The sequence below is a fragment of the Micromonospora sp. U21 genome (genome assembly GCF_018070045.1).
In the GTDB taxonomy this organism is placed as follows: Bacteria; Actinomycetota; Actinomycetes; order Mycobacteriales; family Micromonosporaceae; genus Micromonospora.
This window is the reverse complement of the sequence record NZ_JAGPYK010000024.1, coordinates 57,129-78,521: the sequence shown is the minus strand read 5'-3', so window position 1 is coordinate 78,521 and position 21,393 is coordinate 57,129. Positions and strand designations below refer to the sequence as shown.

Here is a 21,393-nt window from a genome sequence, read left to right as displayed (position 1 = left end):
CCGGCAGAATCGTCGGGTGCCCGTCCACCAGATCACCGACCCCGATGACGACCGGATCGCCGACTACCGCGCGCTCACCGACGTCGAGCTGCGCACCCGTTGGGAGCCACCGCACGGCCTGTTCATCGCCGAGGGGGAGCTGGTGCTGCGCCGGGCGCTGCGCGCCGGCTATCCGGCCCGGTCGTACCTCGTCGACGCCAAGCGGATCGACCAGCTCGCCGACCTGGACACCGGCGACGCGCCGGTCTACGCGGCGACGCAGGACGTGCTGGAACGCGCCACCGGCTTCCACGTACACCGGGGGGTGCTGGCGTCGTTCCACCGCCGGCCGCTGCCGACGGCCGCCGAGGTGCTCGCCACCGCGCGCCGGGTGGTGATGCTGGAGGACGTCAACAACCACACCAACCTCGGCGCGATCTTCCGGGCGGTGGCGGCCCTCGGCGTGGACGCGGTGCTGCTCTCGCCGAGCTGCGCCGACCCGCTCTACCGGCGCAGCGTCCGGGTGAGCATGGGCGAGGTCTTCGCCGTGCCGTACGCGAAGCTGGATCCCTGGCCGGACGCGTTCGCCGAGGTCCGGGCGGCCGGGTTCACCGTGCTGGCGATGACCCCGGCGCCGGACGCGGTGCCGATCCAGCGCCTCGACGCCACCCAGCGGGCCCGCTCGGCCCTGTTGCTCGGCGCCGAGGGCGCCGGCCTGACCCGGGCCGCCATGGACGCCGCCGACGTCCGGGTGGTCATCCCGATGCGCCGCGGCGTCGACTCACTCAACGTGGCCGCCGCCACCGCGGTGGCCTGCTGGGAGCTGAGCCGCGACGACCCCTGGTGAGGGCGGGGACGCCCTCGTCAGCCGATGGACGCGGAGCAGATCCATCCGGTGACCGTGCCCGCCGGCGGCGGCATGTCGAGTTCCGGCGTCACGGACGGTAGCGTGGCGGCCGTGTTCCCTACCGTCCGTGAGGTCCTTGCCCTCGACCCGGTCCGTCACGGCGCGCCGCGCGTCGTGGCCGGGGACGCCGCGCTGGACCGGCCGGTCCGCTGGGTGCACGTCGCCGAGGTGCCGGACATCGCCACCCTGCTCGGCGGCGGCGAGCTGGTGCTCACCACCGGCATCGGGCTGCCCGGCGACGACGCGGGGCTGCGCGCGTTCATCGGCGACCTGGCCGACGTCGGCGTCTCCGGGCTCGTCGTCGAGCTGGGCCGCCGGTACGTCAGCGGGGTGCCCCGGGTGATGGCCGCCGCCGCCGAGCGGCGCGGCCTGCCCCTGGTGGAGCTACGCCGGGCCACCCCGTTCGTGCGGATCACCGAGGCGGTGCACGCGCTGATCGTCGACGCGCAGCTCACCGAGCTGCGCGCCACCGAGGAGATCCACCAGCGGTTCACCGACCTCTCGGTCGAGGGCGCCGACGCCGCCGAGGTGATCCGGCAGGCCGCCGAGCTGTCCGGTTGCCCGGTGGTGCTGGAGAACCTGTCCCGGCAGGTGCTGGGGTACGACCCGGCGGGGGAGAGCGCCGAGCTGCTGCTGGACGGCTGGGAGCAGCACTCCCGGCGGATCCGGCCCGCCGGGCGGACCGCGTACGACCCCGACAGTGGCTGGCTGGTGACGGTCGTCGGCGCCCGGGGGCAGGACTGGGGACGGCTGCTGCTGCGCTGGCCGGCCGGCGGGGAGCTGCCCAGCCGTCGGGGCACCGACCCGGTGGAGCCCGACGCTCGCCCCGGCAGCGGGCCGCCGACCCGGCTCACCATCCTGATCGAGCGGGCCGCGTCCACCCTCGCGCTGGGCCGGCTGATCCGCCGCGACGCCGAGGGGCTGGAACGGCAGATTCACCGCACCCTGCTGACCGCGTTGCTCGATCACTCCCGACCGGTCGATGAGGTGGCGTTGCGGGCCAGGGCGCTCGGGGTGGTGCTGGAGCGCCGGCACCTGGTCGGCGTGATGGTCCGGCACCGGGCCGACGACCCGGCCGGCGAGGGCGGCCCCGAGGCCGGCCCGGCCAGGCTGCGGGACCTGTCCGAGGCGGTCGGCCAGGCGTTGCGGGAGGCGAAGCTGACCGCGCTGACCAGCGCCGTCGACGACCACTCGGTGGGCGCGCTGCTGGCCCTGCCGGACCCGGCCGCCGAGGACCGCGCGCTGTCCGCATTCGCCGCCGCGCTGCGCCGGGTACGTCTCGACGCCGGCGCGGTCCGGACGGCGTCCGGCGCGGACGCGTCCCGGGTGGTGTCCAGCGCCGACCCGTCCCGGGCCGCCGGCGGTGCTCCGAGCGGGGTGATCGTGGCGGCCGGATCCGGGGTGGGCAGCCTGCGGGAGGCGCGACGGTCACTGGTCGAGGCGCGCCAGATCGCCGAAGCAGCCCGCCGGGACCGGCGTGACCTGCCGATCTTCCGGCTGCCGCACGTCGGCCTGGCCGGCCTGCTGCACCTGCTGCGTGACGAGCCCCGGTTGCAGACGTTCGTGGAGCGCGAGCTCGGGGCACTGCTGGAGTACGACGCCGGGCACCCCCGGGAACGGCTGCTCGACACCCTGCGCGCGTACCTGGAGCAGGGGCGCAACAAGTCCGCCGGTGCCGCCGCCGCCCACCTGTCCCGACCGGCCTTCTACGAGCGCCTGGCCCGGATCGCCCGGATCCTCGACGTCGACCTCGACTCCGTGGAAGCCTCCCTCTCCCTACACGTGGCCCTCCTGGCCCTGGACGCAGTCCGCACCCCCTGACCCCCCCCCCGCCTCCCGTGCCCTCCTGCGCCGCCGCCGCGCCCCTCCCGCCAGCGGCCGCGTTGATCTAGGGCAAATCACCGTGAGTTGATCTCCCCGAGCAGCGATACGCCCTAGATCAACGGGGAGTGGGGGCGGCGGCGGGGCGCGGGGAGCGCGGGCGCGGCGGCGGCGCGGGGAGCGGGAGTGGGAGCGGGAGGGGGAGGGGGAGGGGGTTAGGTGAGGGTTGTCAGGGCTTTGGCGTAGGTCGGGGGGATGTGGTTGGGGCCGCCGGGGGTGAAGACGTCCGAGGTGGCCACCGCGGACCAGGCCGTTGCCGGAACGGCGTCGACCAGGGCGCGGACCACCGGGGCGTCGCGCCACTGGTCCTGCTCGGCGAGCAGGCCCAGAGCCACCACCGACTCCTCGACCTCACCCACGCACTCGAACGGCTTGTGCCCGTCCACGCCCAGCAGCTCCCGGTAGCCGGGGATCTGCTCGGGGTCGGCGAGCAGGTCGCCGCCGAAGATGTGGGTGACCCGCTCCCGCGGCATGAACGGCGCCATGGCCAGGAAGACGAACCGGCACTTCGGGCAGTTGCGGCACCAGCGCTCGCTCGCGTCGCGCAGCTTGAACGCGGCGTTGCAGCTGGTCACCACGTCGTCGTACCGGGTGAACTCGGCGAACAGCCGGGCGATGTGCAGCTCGGACAGCGAGCGCAGCAGCGAGAAGTACGGCTCGGTCAGGCCGGCGTGCTCGGCCAGCGCCGCGCGCAGCAGCCCCTCCGCTTCGACGCCCTTGGACCACTGGTGGTTGATCTCGTGACGGTTCCAGACCAGGTTCGGGTCGGACGCCGAGCGCTCGTTGGACATCACCACCGGGCCGAGCCCGTGCAGCACCGCGGTCGCCACCGCGATCAGCGAGTTGATCGCGGTGACCGGGATGTGGCCGTTCAGCGCGCCGGCCGCGTTCAGGTCGAACAGCACCGGGTCGATCCGCCTCCGGGCGGCCAGCGGGGTCAGCCCGGACGCCTCGTTGACCGAGACGATCACGTGGTTCGGGTTGACCGAGAACGGCACCGGGTCCAGCTCGGCCCGGCGCAGCGCCTCCAGGCTGACGATGGAGTCCTTGCCGCCGCCGACCGCGGAGAGCGGGCGGCGGTCGGAGTTGTCGTACACCCGGGCCGGCGTCACCGCACCGGCCGGCACCTCCGGGCGCAGTTCCAGCACGTGCGGTAGCTGGTTGCGGTACGCGTACTCCGCCAGGCCCCTGGTGTAGACGGCGGTGACGTAGTCGGCGGTGGCCGCGCCCAGCGGCGCCGGCAGCACCAGCCGGGGCGGCGCGGCGGCCTTGTAGTAGCTGACCCCGGCGACCAGGTGCAGCAACTCCAGCACCCGGCCGAGGGTGGCCACCGTCTCGTCCGACGGCGGCTCCGCCGGCAGCGGAAGGGTGATGACCTCGGTGAACCGCTGCTCGCCGGCCGGGCCGGTCAGGGCGTAGTCGAACAACACCTCGCCAGTGGCGAAGTCGATCGAGTAGGACGGGAAAGTGAAGGCGTCCATCCGCCGGAGCTGCTCGTTGGGCACACGCCATACTAGGCCCTGGTTCGTCCGGCCGTGTCCGGCTGCGCCGGACCGTGCCCGCCCCACCGCCGCCGCGACCACCGAGGAGAGCCCCGTGCGCCTGTCTGACCTGCGCGGACGTACCGTCGCCGTCTGGGGTACCGGCCGCGAGGGCCGGGCCGCGGTGACCGCGATCGCCGCGCACGGCCCGGCCGAGCTGGTCGCCGTCGACGACAGCGCCAACTTCCTCTCGCTGCCGTGGGACGGTCCGCTGGCCGAGGCGGCCCCGCTGGTCACCGGCGAGGCGGGCTTCGAGCGGCTGGCCGCCGCCGACGTGGTCGTCCGCTCGCCAGGCGTGCCGCAGACCCACCCGTGGCTGGTCGAGCTGCGCCGGCGCGGCGTCACCGTCACCCAGGGCACCGCCCTGTGGATGGCCGACCACGCCGCGCGCACCGTCGGGGTCACCGGCAGCAAGGGCAAGAGCACCACCTCCAGCCTGATCAGCCACCTGCTCACCGCGATGGGCCGGCCGAACGTCTTCGGCGGCAACATCGGGGTGCCCACCCTTGACCTGCCCGAGGCCGAGCTGTACGTGCTGGAGCTGTCCAGCTACCAGTGCAGCGACCTCACCGACTCGCCCCGGGTGGCCGTGGTCACCGCGCTCTTCCCCGAGCACCTGGACGCGCACGGCGGGGAGCGGGAGTACTACCGGGACAAGCTCAACCTGCTCGCCCACGACCCGGAGACGATCGTGGTGAACGGCGCCGACCCCCGGCTCGCCGCCGAGCTGGGAGACCGCCCGGCGGTCCGTGCCGGTCGCCCCGACACCACCAACGTCGCCACCGGCGCGGACGGCACACCCTGGTTCCACCTCGGCGACCAGCCGCTCTTCCCACGCGCCGTGCTGCCGCTGGTCGGCCGGCACAACGAGGGCAACCTCTGCGTCGCGCTCGCCGTGCTCGACGCGCTCGGCGTGGACGTGGTGGCCGACAAGGACCGCCTCGCCGTCGCGGTCGCCGAGTTCCAGGGGCTGGCGCACCGGCTCACCGAGATCACCGACCCGTCCGGGCTGACGTTCGTCGACGACACCCTGGCCACCAGCCCGTACGCGGCCATGCACGCCATCGACGCGTACGACGGCCGGCCGTTGACCGTGATCGTCGGGGGCAGCGACCGGGGTCTGGACTACACGCCCTTGGCCGAGCACCTGGCGGAGCGGGAGCTGACCGTGATCGGCATCCCGGACAGCGGTACCCGGATCGTGGCCGCCCTGGACGGGCTCCCCGGGGTGCGTACGGAGGTGGTCGACGACCTGGTGGCGGCCGTACGGCTGGCCCGTAAGCTCACCCCGGCCGGCGGCGTGGTGCTGCTGTCACCGGCCGCCCCCAGCTATGGCCAGTTCCGCAACTTCGAGCACCGCTCGGAGGTCTTCGCCCAGGCCGTCGCCGACACCGCCGGTGCCTGACACCGCGCCCGGCCGGGCTCAGCGCGGGTCGGGCCGGTCGTGCAGGGCTCGCATCGAGCGGATCGCCGAGCGGATCTCCTGCAGGTAGCGCCCGGGGGTGAGGGTCTGCTCCGGCAACACGGCCAGGTCGGCCAGCGCCGGGTCCACCCCGACGGTGTCGATACCGCAGCCGTACGGCACGGCCAGGGTGCGTAGCGCGTCGCAGTGTTGGAACGGCACGTAGATCGGCGCGGTGACCATCAGCACCTCGTCGTCCGGGGCGAGCTGGACGTGCCCTGCCCAGAACCGCTGCGTGTCGGCGGTGTGCGCCCGCCGCCGGTGCGGATCGCTGGACGGCGCGGCGAGCACCCGTACCGGCGGCAGGCCGGCTGGCCGGTAGGTCCGCGACGACCAGGAGTGGTGCGGGTGCCCGGCGTCGACACCGTCCTGCTCCGCCGGGGCGGTCACCTGGAACACCCGCCGGACCGCCGAGTCGAGCACGTCCACCTCGGTGTCGTCGGCCGGCAGGCCGGCGTCGGCCAGCGTCCGGCGTTCCCAGTCGGTCAGCGGCCGGAAGCTGCCCAGCACGGCGACCTCGCCGTCCACCCGCAGGCCGCCGCGCAGCAGGTGCGCGGCGTATCCGACCCGGCGTACGCAGGCGTGCGCCAGACCGCCGAGCACCACCAGGTGGGCGTACGCCGGTCGAACCGGCGGCACCGGCCGGATCAGGCCGAGCGCGGCCGCTGAGGCGAGCACCAGCTCGGCGGTGTCGGGCTCGAGGTCCGGCTCCCGGGCGTCCGGCCGCTCCCGGCCGCCCCGGAAGTCCCAGTGTCGGGCGGAGAACTCGTCCAGGAATCGGAGCACGTCGGTGAGATCGCCGTCCGGCCAGTTGCCGCCGAAACGCTCGACCAGCTGGCGCATCGGGTCCGCGCAGACCCACGCGGTGATGCCGGCGGCCATCCCGTCGGCCGGCTCGCCCGGCGCCCTGGTCGGCAGCGGTACGGGCAGCTCGGGCACCGCCGGATCGTACCGGCCGGCGGGACAGGGGTCGTTGCCGTCCCGTCGTACCCTGACGGCAGCCGGCGCCCGGGAGGTACCTCGATGGCCGATTTGCTCCACCGACCACGTGGCGGCCGGGTCGGGCCGGCCGGTGGGTTCGTCCGGCTGCTGGCGCACACCGACCCGGTGGCGCTGATCGGCATCCTGCTGTCGATCTCGCTCTCCGTCATGTTGGACCTGACCAACGCGGCGACCGGGGTGGAGTCACTGCTCGCCGGGCTGATGGGCACCACCGTCTCGCTGCTGGTGGACTCGCTGGCCCGCGCCGAGCGCCGCTTCCACCTGCGAACGTTGCTGGAGGGCCCGTCCTGGCTGGTGCACGCGGTGCCCGAGGTGGTCACCGGCACCCGCGAGGCCGTCGAGCGGCATCCGGGCACCCGGGTCGCCGAGGAGGCCCGGCGCCGCTTCGAACGGTTCCGGGTGCAGACGGAGCAGTTGCGCGCCGGGCGGATCATCCGGCCGGGGGACGACTGCCAGGACCTGCTCGGCACCACCCGGGAGTGCATGCGGCGGCTGGACGCGGTGACCAATGTGATGCCGAGGGCCAGCGGCGAGTTGAGCTGGTGGCGCGGCGACATCGGGCGGCACTACTGGGCGGCCAACGTCGAGGCGCTGGCCCGGGGCGTACGGATCACCCGGGTCTTCCTGCACGTCGGGCTGAGCGACGAGCTGAGCGAGCTGGTGCGGGCGCAGCACCGGGCCGGTGTGCGGGTGGGGTTGCTGCCGTGGGGCGTGGTGGAGGCCTCCCGGCACGTCAACCTGACCCTGTGGGACGGCACGGCGTGCTGGGAGGGTGGGATGAGCGCGCACGGCGAGATCACCGAGAACCAGTTCTCGGTCAACGCCACGGACCTGGCCCGGCTGACCGACGTCTTCGAGGTCTGCGTCGAGGCCGCGACCTTCCTGGACTGACCGCGACCGGAGGGCGGCCCCGCCGATGACCGTGAGTGCCGTGCTGCTGGTGACGGCGGTGGTGTGGGCGGTCAGCCTGATCCGGTCGGTGCGCCTGCGGGCGTTCGTCTACAGTCTCCCGCTGCCGATGTCGCTGGCCCTGGTGAGCACCGGGCACCGGGTGGAGGGCGCGCAGCTGCTCGGGGTGCTCGGCCTCAACCTGTTCTTCGTCGTCGTGGCGGTCACCCACCATCGGCTGCGCTGGCCGATCCTGCTCGCCGACGCCGCCGGGATCGCCGGGTACGTGGCGTTCAGCGCCGGCCTGCTGGCCGTGCCGGTGCCGTTCGCGCCGGCGCTGGCCGGCACCGTGGCGCTCTGGGCGCTGGCGATGCTGCTGATGCGCCGGCGCCAGGCGGCGCGGGCAGCGCCGGCGGACCTGCGGGCAGCGCCGGCGGACCTGCGGGCAGCGCCGGCGGACCTGCGGGCAGCGCCGGCGGACCTGCGGGCAGCGCCGGCGGACCTGCGGGCAGCGCCGGCGGACCTGCGGGCAGCGCCGACGGACCTGCGGGCAGCGCCGGCGGCGGCGCGACGCCTGCCGGCGCCGGTCAAGCTGCTGGTCATCCTGCTCGGCGCGGCGCTCACCGGGCTGCTCGGCGAGCTGCTGCGCGCGATGGTGGTGACCTTCCCGTACTCCGGGGTGCTGGTGGCCGTCGAGAGCCGCCGTGACCTGGTGGCGTTCACCCGGCACTTCGCCCGCAACAGCCTGGCGCTGGTCGCGTTCCTGGCGGCGTACCACCGGTGGCAGGACGGTTCGTCGGTCGCCGCCCTGGCGGCCGGCTGGGTGGCCTTCGCGCTGGTGGCCGTGGCGCTGCACGTGGCGGCGCGCGGCGGTGTGGCCCGGCGCCGCGCGGCGTTGCCCGCCGCCGGTCCGTCGCCGGTCTGACGCACTGTCAGGAGCGGACGCGCCCTGCGCTACACAGTGGCAGTTGTCCACACCGGCCGCCGGTGGGAGCGTGCGGTATCCACGAACGCCGCTGAAGGGTTGCCACGATGACCGACGACCTGCTGGCCCGGCACCGGGCCGTGCTCCCGTCCTGGATGCCGCTGTACTACGCCGAGCCGATCGAGCTGGTCTCCGGCTCGGGTCGCCGGGTCACCGACGCCCAGGGCCGCAGGTATCTGGACTTCTTCGGTGGGGTGCTGACCAACATGATCGGCTATGACATCCCGGAGATCCGGGAGGCGGTCGAGCGGCAGCTCGCCACCGGCATCGTGCACAGCTCGACGCTCTACCTGATCCGGCAGCAGGTGGAGCTGGCCGAGAAGATCGCGCAGCGCTCCGGTATCCCGGACGCCCGGGTGTTCTTCACCAACTCCGGCACCGAGGCGAACGAGGCGGCGCTGCTGGTCGCCACCAACCACCGGCGCTCGCACCAGATCCTGGCCGTGCGAAACAGCTACCACGGCCGGTCGTACGCGGCGATGGGCGTCACCGGCAACCGCAACTGGTCGGCCAGCGGGCTCAACCCGCTCCAGGTGGCCTGGCTGCACTCGGGTGACCGGGTGCGCGGCCTGCTCGCCCGGCTGAGCGCCGAGGAGCAGGTCGACGCGGCGGTGGAGGACCTGCGCGAGGTGCTGGCCACCCAGACCGCCGGCGACGTGGCGGCGCTGATCGCCGAGCCGATCCAGGGGGTGGGTGGTTTCGTGCACCCGCCGGACGGGCTCTTCGCCGGCTGGAAGAAGGTCCTCGACGAGCACGGCATCCTGTTCATCGCCGACGAGGTGCAGACCGGCTGGGGGCGTACCGGGGAGCACTTCTGGGGCTACCAGGCGCATGGGGTGACCCCCGACCTGCTCACCTTCGCCAAGGGCATCGGCAACGGGTTCGCGCTGGCCGGGGTGGTTGGGCGTGCGGAGGTGCTGGAGTCGGTGCCGGCGATCAGTTTCTCCACGTTCGGCGGCAACCCGATCTCCACGGCGGCCGGCAACGCGGTGCTCGACTACCTGATCGCGCACGACCTCCAGGCGAACGCGGCTCGGGTCGGCGCGATCCTCGCTGACGGCCTGCGCGCCTCGGTCGGTGGGCTGGACTGCGTCGCGGAGGTGCGCGGCAAGGGGTTGATGCTCGGCGTCGAGTTCGTCCGGCCGGGCACCAGTGAGCCCGACCCGGCGCTGACCAACCGGGTCTTCGAGGCGTGTCGGGAGGGTGGCCTGCTCGCCGGCAAGGGCGGCCTGTACGGCAACGTGCTGCGGATGGGTCCACCGTTGACGCTGACCGAGGAGGAGGCCCGCGAGGGTCTGGCGATCCTCACCGACGCGATCCGGTCGGCGGCGGGGGTGGTGGCGTGAGCACCCGGATCGGGCACTTCATCGACGGCAAGCGGGTCGGCGGCACGTCCGAGCGGCGGGGCGACGTGTTCGACCCGGCGACGGGTCGGCGTACCGCCGAGGTGGAGCTGGCCTCGGCCGCGGACGTCGACGTCGCGGTGCGGGCCGCCGCCCTCGCCGCCCGGGCCTGGCGGGACGCGTCGCTGGCGAAGCGGTCGGCGGTGCTGTTCGCCTTCCGGGAACTGGTGCACGCCCGCCGGGACCGGCTCGCCGAGGTGATCACCGCCGAGCACGGGAAGGTGCTCGCCGACGCGGCCGGGGAGGTGCAGCGCGGCCTGGAGGTGATCGAGTACGCCTGCGGCCTGCCCTCGGCGCTGCGCGGCGCGTTCAGCGAGAACGTCTCGACCGAGGTCGACTCGTACACGATCCGGCAGCCACTCGGGGTGGTCGCGGTGATCTCCCCGTTCAACTTCCCGGTGATGGTGCCGTTGTGGTTCGTGCCCGTCGCGGTGGCCTGCGGCAACGCGGTGGTGCTCAAGCCGAGCGAGAAGGACCCCAGCGCGGCGTTGCTGCTGGCCGAGTGGTTCGCCGAGGCGGGCCTGCCCGACGGGGTGTTGAACGTGGTCAACGGCGACAAGGAGGCGGTGGACGCGCTGCTGGACCACCCGGAGGTGCGGTCGGTGTCGTTCGTCGGCTCCACTCCGATCGCCCGGTACGTCTACCAGCGCGGCACCGCCGCGGGCAAGCGGGTGCAGGCGCTCGGCGGGGCGAAGAACCACATGGTGGTGCTGCCCGACGCCGACCTGGACCTGGCCGCCGACGCGGCGGTCAACGCCGGGTTCGGCTCGGCGGGGGAGCGGTGCATGGCCATCTCGGTGCTGGTGGCGGTGGAGCCGGTGGCCGACGCGCTGGTCGAGCGGATCGCCGCCCGGATGGCCGGGCTGCGCACCGGCGACGGCCGGCGCGGCTGCGACATGGGCCCGCTGGTCACCGCCGCGCACGCGGCGAAGGTGCGCGCCTACGTGGACGCCGGGGTGGCCGCCGGCGCGGTGCCGGTGGTGGACGGGCGGGACGTGACGCCGGACGGCGACCCGGCCGGCTTCTGGCTGGGGCCGACGCTGTTCGACCGGGTGACCCCGCGGATGTCGATCTACACGGACGAGATCTTCGGCCCGGTGCTCGGTGTGGTCCGGGTCGGCTCGTACGACGAGGCGGTGGAGCTGGTCAACGCCAGCCCGTACGGCAACGGCACGGCGATCTTCACCAACGACGGCGGTGCGGCCCGCCGCTACCAGCACGAGGTGGAGGTGGGCATGGTCGGGATCAACGTGCCGATCCCGGTGCCGATGGCGTACCACTCGTTCGGCGGCTGGAAGTCCTCGCTCTTCGGCGACCTGCACGCGCACGGGGAGGACGGGGTGCGCTTCTTCACCCGGGGCAAGGTGGTCACCAGCCGGTGGCTGGACCCGCGCCACGGCGGGGTCAACCTCGGGTTCCCCACCCAGACCTGAGCAGCCGCAGCACGCCCGCCCCGGCCAGGTACGCCAGCAGCGCCGGGACGGGCGTGCCGAGCGGCTCCGGTGCTCGTGCCGGTGCCGCGCTGTTGATCAGCAGCGCGGCAACCACGGCGGCGTAGCCGGCCACGGTCAGCACCATCCGGGTCCGGGTGCCGCCGCCGGCCCGGCGGCCGGTGCGGTGCCGGCTGCTGCGCGCCTCCACCGGCCCGAAGATGGCGACCAGCACCGCCAGGACCACCGCGAGCAGCAGCAACCAGGGCACCCGCCACGCCCACCAGGCAGCCGTCCCGACCTCCGGGGTGGGCAGTGTCCCGGTCGCGTCGAGCAGGCCGATCAGCAGGATGGCGGCGGTCAGGTGCCAGAGGAAGACGGTCAGCACCACCAGGTTGACCCCGATCACGAGCTGCCACGGGCCGGTGCGGCGCAGCAGGCGCTCCGCCGGGCCGCGCAGCAGCAGGATCAGGCCGAGCTGGGCGGCGGCGACGGCCAGCAGCGCGAGGCTGGGCGGGGCGGCGTTGTCCAGCCGCTCGCCGGGCACGTGCAGCATGGACACCGGCCAGGGGCCGAGCACGGTGAGCAGCGGCAGCGCGGTCAGCCCGGCGGCCAGGAACACCACGCCGGCACGGCGGGAGGTGGGCAGGCGGCGCCGGCGTACCCCCGGGCGGTCGGGTGCCGACGGCCCGGCGGCGTCGGCCACGCCGGGCGGTGCGGAGCGGGTGTCGTGCCAGGCGAAGCCGAGCTGGTGTACGGCCAGCCAGCCGAAGAGGTAGTTGCCGTACGAAAGCTCCTCCGACCCGGTCAACCGGCCCAGGTCGCCGAGGCCGACCAATCCGACCAGCGCCAGCGGGACGGCGAGGCCGAAGCGGCGGTGCAGCGCGTACATCGGTGGGGTGAGCGCGACCACCGCGAGGTAGGCGACCAGGAACCAGAGCGGGATGGTGGCGAACCAGACCACCTCGCGGATCCGGGTCGGGTCGGCGCCGAGCAGCCGGGCCACCGCCGCCGCGGCGCTGAGCACCAGCACCAGCACGCTGGTGGGGCGGACCAGTCGGGCGCTGCGGTCGACCAGCCAGCCGGCGGCGTCGCCACCCCGGGCGCGCAGCCGGGTCAGCGAGGCCGCGTTGGCGTAGCCGCCGACCAGGAAGAAGACCGGCATCACCTGGGCCACCCAGGTGAGCGGGTACGCCCACGGCAGGTCGCCGAGCGCGGAGTGCCCGGTGGGCCGGCCGGCGGCGTCCCGCTCGATCACCGTGACGCCCCAGTGTCCGAGTACGACCATGGTGATGGCGAGCGCCCGCAGCAGGTCGACGTACCGCTCCCGGTCTGCCGGGGTGCGCTCGGCGAGCTGGCGCAGGCGGCGCATCGCTTCAGGCTATGCGACCGGGTGCTGGCCGGTGGTGATAACGGTTCGGCCGCCGGGGGTTGAAGTCCGCGCGTCGCTGCCGTAGAAATTCTTCAACGACTTTGTGTCAAATGAAGACAAGCAACACAACATCCCCCAGCGCCTCGATGCGACGGACGCCACCCCCATCACCCGGCGACCGCCCGACCCGACCCGAGGAGAAATCATGAACAGGCGTGACATCCTGCGGCGCAGCGCCGCCGCCGGCCTGTTGGCCACCCCCGCCGCCGGCCTGCTGGCCGGCTGTGCCACCGGCGGCGGCGACGACAACGACGACACCGCCGCCTACAAGGGCACCAAGAGCGAGCAGAACCCGCTCGGCGTCAAGGAGGACGCCCCGCTCGAGGTGGTGATCTTCAGCGGTGGGTTCGGTGAGGAGTACGCCAAGGCCCACGAGGCCATGTACACCGAGAAGTACCCGAAGGCGAAAGTCAAGCACTCCGCCACCCAGGAGATCAGCAAGACCCTCCAGCCGCGTTTCGTCGACGGCTCCCCGCCGGACGTGGTCAACAACTCCGGCACCGGCCAGATCGACTTCAACGGCCTGGTCAGCCAGAACGCCCTCGCCGACCTCGGCGAGCTGCTCGCCGCCCCGAGCCTCGACGTCCCCGGCAAGACGGTCAAGGACACCCTGCTGCCCGGCGCGGTCGAGATCGGCTCGTACGACGGCAAGTTCCTGGTGCTCAACTACACCTACACCGCCTACGGCATCTGGCACTCCAACAAGCTCTTCACCGAGCGCAAGTGGGAGTACGCCAAGACCTGGGACGAGCACATCGCGCTCTGCAAGCAGATCAAGGCGGCCGGCATCGCCCCCTGGACGTACGCCGGCATCCACCCGCGCTACATGAGCTGGCCGCTGATCTCCACCGCGATCAAGTTCGGTGGCCCGTCGGTGGCCCTCGCGCTCGACAACCTGGAGCCGAACGCCTGGAAGTCCGACGCGATGAAGGCCGCCGCCGACGCGTGGCACCAGATCGTCAAGGACAAGTACATCCTGGAGGGTTCGCCCGGCCTGGACCACAAGCAGTCGCAGACCGCCTGGTGCCAGGGCAAGGCCGCCTTCATCTCCTGTGGCTCCTGGCTGGAGAGCGAGCAGAAGGACGTCACCCCCGCCGGATTCAACATGACCATCGCGCCGACGCCGAGCCTGGGCAGCGGCGACAAGCTGCCGTTCGAGGCGATCCGCGGCACCGCCGGCGAGCCGTTCATGGTGCCGGCCAAGGCCCGCAACGTCGCCGGCGGCCTGGAGTACTTCCGGACGATGCTGTCGAAGAAGGGCGCCCAGGACTTCACCCGGAAGGTCGCCAGCCTGACCGTGGTGGCCGGCGCCAGCGACGGGGTGGAGTTGCCGTACGGGCTGAGCAGCGTGGTCAAGGCCCTCGACGCGTCCGGGACCAACGGGTTCAACTGGGTCTACAACAACTATTACCGCAAGCTGGAGCGCAACCTCGTCGACGCCGCGTGCGGCGAGTTCTTCAGCGGCCGGATCGGCCCCGCGGACTTCCTCGACCAGTGCCAGAAGGGCGCCGACTCGATCGCCCAGGACAGCACGGTCAAGAAGTACAAGCGGGCTGCGTGACACCCCGGCCGGTGGGGGCGGACCGCCCCCACCGGCCGCACCACGGAAGTAGGTCCTCATCGTGAGACATGGCAAGTGGCCGCTGATCGTCACCTTCCTGGTGCCGCCGGTGCTGCTGTACGTCGTCTTCGTCGTGTCGCCGTACCTCCAGGCGTTCCAGATCTCCACGACTGACTGGCTCGGCTACTCCGCCGACGCCAACTCCGTCGGCCTGGCGAACTTCAAGACCCTGTGGCACGACGGGTACGTCTGGAACGCGTTGCAGAACAACGCGATCCTGCTGGCCCTGGTGCCGGTGCTGACCATCGTGCTGGGGATCTTCTTCGCCACCATGCTCGCCATGGGCGGGCGCAAGGGCCGCGCCGGGGTGACCGGGGTACGCGGCGGCGCGTTCTACCGCACGGTGTACTTCTTCCCCCAGGTGCTCTCCGTGGTGATCATCGCGCTGCTCTGGAAGGAGGTCTACCACCCGAACAAGGGGCTGCTCACCAGCGCGCTGCACGCCCTCGGCCTGCCCTCGCCGACCTGGCTCGGCGACCCGGCGACCGCCTTCTGGTGCGTGCTCGCGGTGATGGTCTGGAGCAATGTCGGCTTCTACGTGGTGCTGTTCGGCGCGGCCATGTCGGCCGTGCCCAAGGAGATCTACGAGGCGGTGCTGCTCGACGGGGCGTCCCGGTTCACCACGCTGCGCCGGGTCACGCTGCCGCTGCTGTGGGACACCGTCCAGGTGGCCTGGGTCTACCTGGCCATCTTCGCCCTGGACGGGTTCATCCTCGTGCAGCTGATGACCAACGGCGGGCCGAACTTCTCCACCGACGTGATCGGCGTACGGATGTACGACACCGCCTTCGGCAGCGAGACCAAGTTCGGCTACGCCTCGGCCATCGGTGTGGTGATGTTCTTCCTGACCCTGTCGGTGGCGGTGCTGTCGCTGCGGGTAGGCCGGCGCGATCGGATCGAGTACTCGTGACCACACTGGACAAGCCCGCTCCCGCCGCCACCGCGCCGACGCCGGCCGCCGGCCGGGACCGCCCCCTCCGCCGGGAACTCGGCGTGGCCAACGTCTTCTCGCACGGCTTCCTGCTGCTCTGGGGGCTGCTCACCGTACTGCCGCTGCTGTGGATGTTTCTCAGCTCGTTCAAGACCAACGGCGAGATCCTGGCCGACCCGTGGGGGCTGCCCGGGGCGCTGCACTGGGACAACTGGGCGCGGGCCTGGACCGGCGCGCACATCGGCCGGTACTTCCTCAACAGCCTGGTGGTGGTGGCCGGCTCGGTGAGCCTCACCATGCTGATGGGCGCCACCGCCGCGTACGTCTTCGCCCGGTACGAGTTCCGAGGCCGGCAGTTCGCCTACTACCTCTTCGTCGGCGGGCTGATGTTCCCGGTGTTCCTCGCCCTGGTGCCGCTCTTCTTCGTGGTCCGCAACGCCGGTCTCTTCGGCACCTGGACCGGGCTGATCCTGGTGTACGCGGCCTATTCGCTGCCGTTCACGGTGTTCTTCATGACCGCGTTCTTCCGGACCCTGCCGACCTCGGTGGCCGAGGCCGCGATGGTTGACGGCTGCGGCCACTTCCGGCTGTTCTTTCGAGTGATGCTGCCGATGGCGCGTCCGGGACTGATCAGTGTGGCGATCTTCAATTTCCTCAGCCACTGGAACCAGTTCCTGTTGCCGCAGGTGTTGATGCAGGGCGACGAGTCCAAGTGGGTGCTCGCCCAGGGGCTCTTCGCCCTGTCGGTCAGCCAGGGCTACGCCGGTGATTACGCCCGGCTCTTCGCCGGACTGAGCATCGCCGTGCTGCCGGTGCTCGCCGTGTATGTGGGCTTCCAGCGACAGGTGCAGACCGGGCTGACCGCGGGCCAGCTCAAGTGATCCCGGCGACGGACGCCCGGTTTTCCTTGCCGGGCCCGTCCGATTCCGATCGCAACTCGACGGGCGACCGGCAGCCGCGGCGGTGTCCGGGGTGTGGCAGATGACACGGGCAGCGCAAGCGGCGTCGCTCGTAGCATCGGGCGGGTGATCGACCAGAGCACCTTCGCCCCGTTCGTGCTGGTGGAACACGACGACCCGCCCGTGCGCAACTGCGGCGGGCGAAGCCGGTGCCGGTACAACCTCGTGCTGCACGACCGCGACATGCAGCCGGTGGCGTCGACCTTCGCGCTCGCTGGCGTCGCGGGCGACGGCTGCGGCTGGAACGGTTTCGCCGAATCGCTCGCGGCCGCCGAGATGCCAGCGGTCGCCGAGCTGGTGAACTTCCTTTCCGACCCCGGGACCTTCGTGCTCACCAGTCACCACGTCGACGCCCTGCGCCAGCTGGCCGGGCGGCTCGCCGCGGCGTACCACGACCCCGAACTACTCGCCCACCTGCTGCGACCGGCTCGCGAGGCCTGACCGGCACGCGATCACCGTCGTGCGCTGGCGTCTCCCAGCGCACTCGCCAACCCGCCGCGCGCCCGCGCCGTCCGCGCGCCCGTCCCGTTCAGGGCGGGCCGCCGGGCCGTGGGAGGGGGATCCGGCCCGGCGAGCGCGAGGCCTCAGGCGGTGGGCGGGACCAGCAGGGCGTGCAGGGCGGCCGGATCGGTGACCTCCGGCAGCGACAGGGCGGCGAGCCAGGCCGCAGCGGCGGCGCCATCGCCAGCGGAGAAGACCCGCGCGTCCGGCCACCGCCGGCCGACCTCGGCCCGGACGGCCGTGGCCAGCGGCGTGTCTCCGGTGAGCAGACCACCGCCGAGCACGACGGGGGACACCGCCCCGGGGGGGCGGATCCGGTTGGCGCTCTCGGCCAGGTGCCCGGCGGCCTCGTCGATCAGCCCGGCGGCGACCGGCTCGTCGTCCAATGCGGCGGCGACCACCAGGGGCGCCAGCCGGGCCAGCTCCACCGGGGGTCGCCGGGTGACCGCCTGGATCAGCCTGTCGACCGTGTCGCGCGGGCGGGCCGACACCTCGGCTGAGCCGAGCAGCTCGGTGAGCACTGCGACGGCGAGCGGCCCCGGCGCCCGGCCGGAGTCCAGGTCGGCCAGGAGTCGCCGGACGGCCTCCCGGCCCAGCCAGAAGCCCGAGCCGGCGTCGCCGAGCAGCCAGCCGTGCCCGTCCGCGACCCGGTCCAGTCGCAGCGCGCACACCCGGGCCGCGATCGCCCCGGTGCCGGCTATGAGCACCGTGCCGTCCGGGCTCGCGGTGCCCGAGGCGTACGCGACCAGCGCGTCGCCGTGCACGTCGTACGGGCAGCGCAGCCCGGCGTCGCGCCAGGCCTGGTCGAAGGCCTGCCGGCCGGCGGGTTCGGCGAGCAGCCGGGCGGCGCCGGCCAGCCCGATGGTGCCGGCCGCCACCCGGGTCGGGTCGACGTCGGCGAGCGCACCGCGCAGGGCCGTCAGCAGTTCTGCGGCGGCCCGCTCGGCGCCGTGGCTGGTGGGGTTGCCCCCGCCGGCGCGGCCGGTGCCGAGGCGCTCGCCGGTGAGGGTCAGGACGGTCGCCCGGGTGGACGTACCCCCGACGTCGAGGCCGACCACGACGGTGTCGGACATCGGCACGGCCTCCTTGCGCTGCGCGGCGATGGGCCCCGTTCATGCTGGTCGGCGCCGTCACGCGGGGCAAGATCTGGCCGGCGCGGCGGCTTGTGCGCCAGGTAACAGTTTGAAAACTTCGCCCACAGTCTTGACACGGAGGGGCGGTTAGTAAGAACTTTTACCACTAACAGTTAACAAGCTTTTCGGAAAGGTCAGGCGTCGCATGGTTGATCACGAGGTGGACACCTCCGCGGGGACCGCGGTGGTCGACGCCGACGCGTTCGACCGGCGGGGCGCGCTCGGGTCCGCCTCCGACGGAGTGCTGGCCCGGGTCCGCAACGGGCTCGGTGAGCTGACCGGCGCGCTGCGCCGGGTCGCCGAGCACGTGCTGAGCGACCCGGAGGCCGCCGCCCGATCCACCATAGTGGAACTGGCCGAGCGCAGCGGCACCTCACCGGCGACGATCACCCGTTTCTGCCGGGCGATGGGCTTCGAGGGCTACGCCGACCTGCGGCTGGGCATCGCCTCCGAGACCGGCCGGGCGCGTTCGGCCGGCTGGACCGTCGACATCGGTCGGGAGATCCAGCCGAGCGACCCGCTGGCCCGGGTGCTCGACCAGATCATGGCCGCCGACACCCGGGCCATGCACGACACCGCCGCGCTGCTCGACCTCGCCGAGGTGGAGCGGGCCGCGGTGGCGATCGCCGGCGCCAGCAGGGTGAACATCTTCGGCGCCAGCGGCAGCGCGCTGGTCGGCGAGGAGATGCAGTTCAGCCTGCACCGCATCGGGGTGGCCGCGTGGGCCTGGAACGACGTGCACGAGGGGCTGGCCAGCGCCGCGCTGCTGCGCACCGGAGACGTGGCGCTGGGCATCTCGCACACCGGCCAGACCCGGGAGACGATCGAGATGCTCGCCGAAGCGGGCAGTCGGGGTGCCACCACGATCGCCCTCACCGGCTTCCCCCGCTCACCGTTGGCCGAGCTGGCCGACATCGTGCTGCTCACCGCCAGCCAGGCGACCACCTTCCGGCCGGACGCGCTCTCCGCCCGCCACCCCCAGCTGGTGGTGCTCGACCTGCTCTACATCGCCGTCGCCCAGCGCACCCACGACCGCGCGCACGCGGCCTTCCGGCGTACCGCGCAGGCCGTCGACGGGCACAAGGCCGCGAAGGGAGCCCTCGCATGATCAGCGCCCAGGGGTACGCGGACGCGGTCCGCCCGGTGCTCGACCGGCTGCTCGACACCGAGGCCGACGGCATCACCCGGGCGGCCGACCTGATCGCCGGGAGCCTGCGCGCCGGCGGTGTGCTCCAGGCGTTCGGCGCCGGGCACTCCGAGGCGTTCGCCGCCGAACTGGTCGCCCGGGCCGGGGGGTTGGTCCCCACCAACCGGCTCTCGGTGCGTGACCTGGTGGTGCACGGCGACGCCCCGCCGGGCGTGCTCGCCGACCCCAAGCTGGAACGCGACCCCTCCATCGCCCACCAGATCTACGCGCTCGCGGCGCCCCAGCCGCGTGACGTGTTCGTGGTGGCGTCCCAATCCGGCATCAACGGCTCGGTGGTCGAGCTGGCGGCGCTGGTCACCGAGCGCGGTCACCCGTTGATCGCGGTCACCTCGGTCGAGCACACCGCACGGGTCGCCCCGCGGCACCCGTCCGGTCGACGGCTCGCCGACCTCGCCGACGTCGTGCTGGACAACGGCGCGCCGTACGGCGATGCACTGCTGCCGCTCGAGGGCGGCGGCGCGGTCTGTGCGGTCTCCTCAGTCACCACTGCGCTGCTGGCGCAGCTGCTGACCGCGGAGGTCGTACGACGGTTCCACCAGGCCGGAGAGGTGCCCCCTATTTACCTCTCGGCCAACGTCCCCGGCGGGGACGAGCACAACATCGCCCTCGAGTCGCGGTACGCCGGGCGTCTCCGGCGCACCGCCTGACCCGAATTCCACAAGGAGAGACGACGATGTCGATTACCCCCGAGCACCCGGCCGAACTCGACCGCCGCACGGTGCTGCGTCGCGCCGCCGCCGTGGGCATGCTCGCCACTCCGGCCATCGGCCTGCTCAGCGCCTGCGCCACCAGCAGCGGCGACGAGGAGAACGAGCAGGTCGGCGGCGGCACCAAGAGCGCGACCAACCCGCTGGGCGCCAAGGAGGACGCCCCGATCGAGGTGGTCATCTTCAACGGCGGTTACGGCGAGAAGTACGCCACCGACGTGCACGAGCCGCTCTACAAGAAGGCGTTCCCCAAGTCCGAGGTCAAGCACCAGGCGACCCAGGCGGTCTCCACGGTGCTGCAGCCGCGGTTCGCCGGCGGTAACCCGCCGGAGTTCGTCAACAACTCGGGCGAGAAGTTCCTCGACTTCGGTGCGCTCGTCAACGACGGCCAGCTGCAGGACCTCACCGAGCTGTGGGACGCGCCGTCGGTCGACGACGCGAGCAAGAAGGTCCGCGACACCGTCATCCCGGGCGTCGTCGAGCAGGGCATGTTCAACACGGCCGACGGGGGCCGCAAGCCGTTCGTCCTGTACTACGTCTCGACGGTCTACGGGATCTGGTACTCCGGCAAGCTCTTCAAGGACAACGGCTGGACCGCACCCACCAACTGGGAGCAGTTCAAGGCCCTCTGCGAGCAGATCAAGGCCAAGGGCATCACCCCGTACGGCTACGCCGGTGCGAACGCGGCCTACTACCAGTGGAACGTGATCCTCACCCAGGCCGCGAAGATCGGCGGCACCGACGTTCTCAAGAACATCGACAACCTGGAGGACGGCGCCTGGAAGCAGGACGCCGTCAAGCAGGCCGCGGAAGCCTGGGCCGAGATCGGCGCGAAGTACTCGGACAAGAGCTTCGAGGGGCTCAAGCACACCGACGTGCAGCTGCGGCAGAACCAGGGCAAGGTCGCCTTCTACCCGTCCGGCGACTGGCTGGAGAACGAGCAGAAGAAGGACACGCCGGCGGGCTTCACCTACCAGCTCATGCCGGTGCCCGGCCTCACCGCGTCGGACAAGCTGCCGGCGACCGCTATCCGCGCGGCCGGTGGCGAGGGATACTTCGTCTCGTCCAAGAGCAAGAACCCGCGTGGTGGCATGGAGTACATGCGCCAGATGCTCTCCAAGGCGGGCGCCCGCGGCTTCACCGAGACCGTCGGTGCGGCCACGGTCGTGCCGGCCGGCAGCGAGGGTTTCCAGTTCCCGCCGGGTGTGGCCAGCGCCCAGGCCGCGCTGAAGGCAGCCGGCAAGGACGTGTTCAACATGCTCTTCGACAACTGGTACAAGGAGCTCGACACGGAGGCGCGGACCGCCACCAACGAGCTGATGTTCGGCCGGATCAAGGCGGACGCGTTCGTGGAGCGGATCCAGAAGCGCGCCGACGCGATCAAGAAGGATTCCTCCGTCACCAAGTTCAAGCGCTGATCGGAG

At 72.7% G+C, this 21,393-nt stretch carries 17 protein-coding genes and 2 pseudogenes; 15 read left to right on the top strand and 4 right to left on the bottom strand.

What is annotated here, in order from left to right; translation table 11 throughout:
- Window positions 1-16 precede the first annotated feature (16 nt).
- From KBX63_RS25905 to KBX63_RS36865, 3 genes and pseudogenes are all read left to right on the top strand, one after another.
- Window positions 17-826, top strand: coding sequence for an RNA methyltransferase (locus KBX63_RS25905; RefSeq protein ID WP_210915621.1), 810 nt, complete (start codon window positions 17-19; stop codon window positions 824-826).
- Between the two features lie 72 nt (window positions 827-898).
- A pseudogene (locus tag KBX63_RS25900) lies at window positions 899-2,171 on the top strand (PucR family transcriptional regulator ligand-binding domain-containing protein); the annotation flags it as partial.
- A 101-nt stretch (window positions 2,172-2,272) separates the two neighbouring features.
- Window positions 2,273-2,707 (top strand): annotated as a pseudogene (locus tag KBX63_RS36865) (PucR family transcriptional regulator); the annotation flags it as partial.
- 215 nt (window positions 2,708-2,922) lie between these two features.
- Here the strand turns inward: KBX63_RS36865 and KBX63_RS25895 are convergent.
- Window positions 2,923-4,272 (bottom strand): hypothetical protein, encoded by a 1,350-nt coding sequence (locus tag KBX63_RS25895; RefSeq protein WP_210915616.1) that lies wholly within the window; start codon window positions 4,270-4,272, stop codon window positions 2,923-2,925.
- Between the two features lie 91 nt (window positions 4,273-4,363).
- On the opposite strand from KBX63_RS25895, the gene murD reads away from it, so the two are divergent.
- Window positions 4,364-5,713 carry a UDP-N-acetylmuramoyl-L-alanine--D-glutamate ligase gene (murD, locus tag KBX63_RS25890; RefSeq protein WP_210915614.1) on the top strand — a complete coding sequence of 450 codons (1,350 nt, stop codon included), beginning with the start codon at window positions 4,364-4,366 and terminating at the stop codon, window positions 5,711-5,713.
- A gap of 18 nt (window positions 5,714-5,731) precedes the next feature.
- Here the strand turns inward: murD and KBX63_RS25885 are convergent, their stop codons facing one another.
- Window positions 5,732-6,709, bottom strand: a complete 978-nt coding sequence (locus tag KBX63_RS25885) for a hypothetical protein (RefSeq protein ID WP_307871848.1) — start codon at window positions 6,707-6,709, stop codon at window positions 5,732-5,734.
- 84 nt (window positions 6,710-6,793) lie between these two features.
- Here KBX63_RS25885 and KBX63_RS25880 point away from each other — a divergent pair, with 84 nt between their 5' ends.
- From KBX63_RS25880 to KBX63_RS25865, 4 genes are all read left to right on the top strand, one after another.
- Window positions 6,794-7,663, top strand: a complete 870-nt coding sequence (locus tag KBX63_RS25880; protein WP_210915611.1) for a hypothetical protein — start codon at window positions 6,794-6,796, stop codon at window positions 7,661-7,663.
- 25 nt (window positions 7,664-7,688) lie between these two features.
- On the top strand, window positions 7,689-8,585 hold the full coding sequence (locus tag KBX63_RS36280; protein ID WP_210915608.1) for a hypothetical protein: 897 nt from the start codon (window positions 7,689-7,691) through the stop codon (window positions 8,583-8,585).
- Between the two features lie 107 nt (window positions 8,586-8,692).
- The gene (locus KBX63_RS25870) at window positions 8,693-9,991 is read left to right on the top strand and encodes an aspartate aminotransferase family protein (protein ID WP_210915607.1); all 1,299 of its coding nucleotides are present in this window, start codon (window positions 8,693-8,695) and stop codon (window positions 9,989-9,991) included.
- Window positions 9,988-11,481 (top strand): CoA-acylating methylmalonate-semialdehyde dehydrogenase, encoded by a 1,494-nt coding sequence (locus KBX63_RS25865; protein ID WP_210915606.1) that lies wholly within the window; start codon window positions 9,988-9,990, stop codon window positions 11,479-11,481. The genes KBX63_RS25870 and KBX63_RS25865 overlap by 4 nt, the downstream gene beginning before the upstream one ends.
- Here KBX63_RS25865 and KBX63_RS25860 read toward each other — a convergent pair.
- Window positions 11,453-12,850, bottom strand: coding sequence for an acyltransferase (locus tag KBX63_RS25860; protein WP_210915605.1), 1,398 nt, complete (start codon window positions 12,848-12,850; stop codon window positions 11,453-11,455). The genes KBX63_RS25865 and KBX63_RS25860 overlap by 29 nt on opposite strands.
- Before the next feature lie 205 nt (window positions 12,851-13,055).
- Here KBX63_RS25860 and ngcE (KBX63_RS25855) point away from each other — a divergent pair, with 205 nt between their 5' ends.
- The 4 genes from ngcE (KBX63_RS25855) to KBX63_RS25840 all read left to right on the top strand — a co-directional run bounded on the left by ngcE (KBX63_RS25855) (window position 13,056) and on the right by KBX63_RS25840 (window position 16,862).
- Window positions 13,056-14,471, top strand: coding sequence for an N-acetylglucosamine/diacetylchitobiose ABC transporter substrate-binding protein (gene ngcE / locus KBX63_RS25855; protein WP_210915604.1), 1,416 nt, complete (start codon window positions 13,056-13,058; stop codon window positions 14,469-14,471).
- Window positions 14,472-14,532: 61 nt separating this feature from the next.
- Entirely contained in the window at window positions 14,533-15,441 is a 909-nt protein-coding gene (locus KBX63_RS25850) for a carbohydrate ABC transporter permease (RefSeq protein WP_210915602.1), read from the top strand.
- Window positions 15,438-16,343 (top strand): carbohydrate ABC transporter permease, encoded by a 906-nt coding sequence (locus tag KBX63_RS25845; protein WP_210915601.1) that lies wholly within the window; start codon window positions 15,438-15,440, stop codon window positions 16,341-16,343. The genes KBX63_RS25850 and KBX63_RS25845 overlap by 4 nt, the downstream gene beginning before the upstream one ends.
- Window positions 16,344-16,487: 144 nt before the next feature.
- On the top strand, window positions 16,488-16,862 hold the full coding sequence (locus KBX63_RS25840; protein WP_089019942.1) for an Imm51 family immunity protein: 375 nt from the start codon (window positions 16,488-16,490) through the stop codon (window positions 16,860-16,862).
- A 143-nt stretch (window positions 16,863-17,005) separates the two neighbouring features.
- On the opposite strand, the gene KBX63_RS25835 is transcribed toward KBX63_RS25840, so the two are convergent.
- Window positions 17,006-17,995 carry an N-acetylglucosamine kinase gene (locus KBX63_RS25835; RefSeq protein ID WP_210915600.1) on the bottom strand — a complete coding sequence of 330 codons (990 nt, stop codon included), beginning with the start codon at window positions 17,993-17,995 and terminating at the stop codon, window positions 17,006-17,008.
- A gap of 205 nt (window positions 17,996-18,200) precedes the next feature.
- Here KBX63_RS25835 and KBX63_RS25830 point away from each other — a divergent pair, with 205 nt between their 5' ends.
- The 3 genes from KBX63_RS25830 to ngcE (KBX63_RS25820) are packed head-to-tail and all read left to right on the top strand — an operon-like array spanning window position 18,201 to window position 21,387.
- A complete protein-coding gene (locus KBX63_RS25830; RefSeq protein ID WP_074307666.1) occupies window positions 18,201-19,163 on the top strand; it encodes a MurR/RpiR family transcriptional regulator in 963 nt (320 codons plus the stop codon).
- The gene (locus KBX63_RS25825) at window positions 19,160-19,909 is read left to right on the top strand and encodes a sugar isomerase domain-containing protein (protein ID WP_210915598.1); all 750 of its coding nucleotides are present in this window, start codon (window positions 19,160-19,162) and stop codon (window positions 19,907-19,909) included. Before KBX63_RS25830 ends, KBX63_RS25825 begins: the two co-directional genes overlap by 4 nt.
- Before the next feature lie 26 nt (window positions 19,910-19,935).
- Window positions 19,936-21,387, top strand: a complete 1,452-nt coding sequence (ngcE, locus tag KBX63_RS25820; RefSeq protein ID WP_210915594.1) for an N-acetylglucosamine/diacetylchitobiose ABC transporter substrate-binding protein — start codon at window positions 19,936-19,938, stop codon at window positions 21,385-21,387.
- Window positions 21,388-21,393: the final 6 nt, after the last annotated feature.

What these genes read in the sequence shown, in the direction of transcription:
- KBX63_RS25880 (WP_210915611.1), top strand. Translation starts at nt 6,794, where the DNA reads ATGGCCGATTTGCTCCACCGACCACGTGGCGGCCGGGTCGGGCCGGCC.
- KBX63_RS36280 (WP_210915608.1), top strand. Translation starts at nt 7,689, where the DNA reads ATGACCGTGAGTGCCGTGCTGCTGGTGACGGCGGTGGTGTGGGCGGTC.
- KBX63_RS25870 (WP_210915607.1), top strand. Translation starts at nt 8,693, where the DNA reads ATGACCGACGACCTGCTGGCCCGGCACCGGGCCGTGCTCCCGTCCTGG.
- KBX63_RS25860 (WP_210915605.1), bottom strand. Translation starts at nt 12,850, where the DNA reads ATGCGCCGCCTGCGCCAGCTCGCCGAGCGCACCCCGGCAGACCGGGAG.
- ngcE (WP_210915604.1), top strand. Translation starts at nt 13,056, where the DNA reads ATGAACAGGCGTGACATCCTGCGGCGCAGCGCCGCCGCCGGCCTGTTG.
- KBX63_RS25835 (WP_210915600.1), bottom strand. Translation starts at nt 17,995, where the DNA reads ATGTCCGACACCGTCGTGGTCGGCCTCGACGTCGGGGGTACGTCCACC.
- KBX63_RS25830 (WP_074307666.1), top strand. Translation starts at nt 18,201, where the DNA reads ATGGTTGATCACGAGGTGGACACCTCCGCGGGGACCGCGGTGGTCGAC.
- KBX63_RS25825 (WP_210915598.1), top strand. Translation starts at nt 19,160, where the DNA reads ATGATCAGCGCCCAGGGGTACGCGGACGCGGTCCGCCCGGTGCTCGAC.
- ngcE (WP_210915594.1), top strand. Translation starts at nt 19,936, where the DNA reads ATGTCGATTACCCCCGAGCACCCGGCCGAACTCGACCGCCGCACGGTG.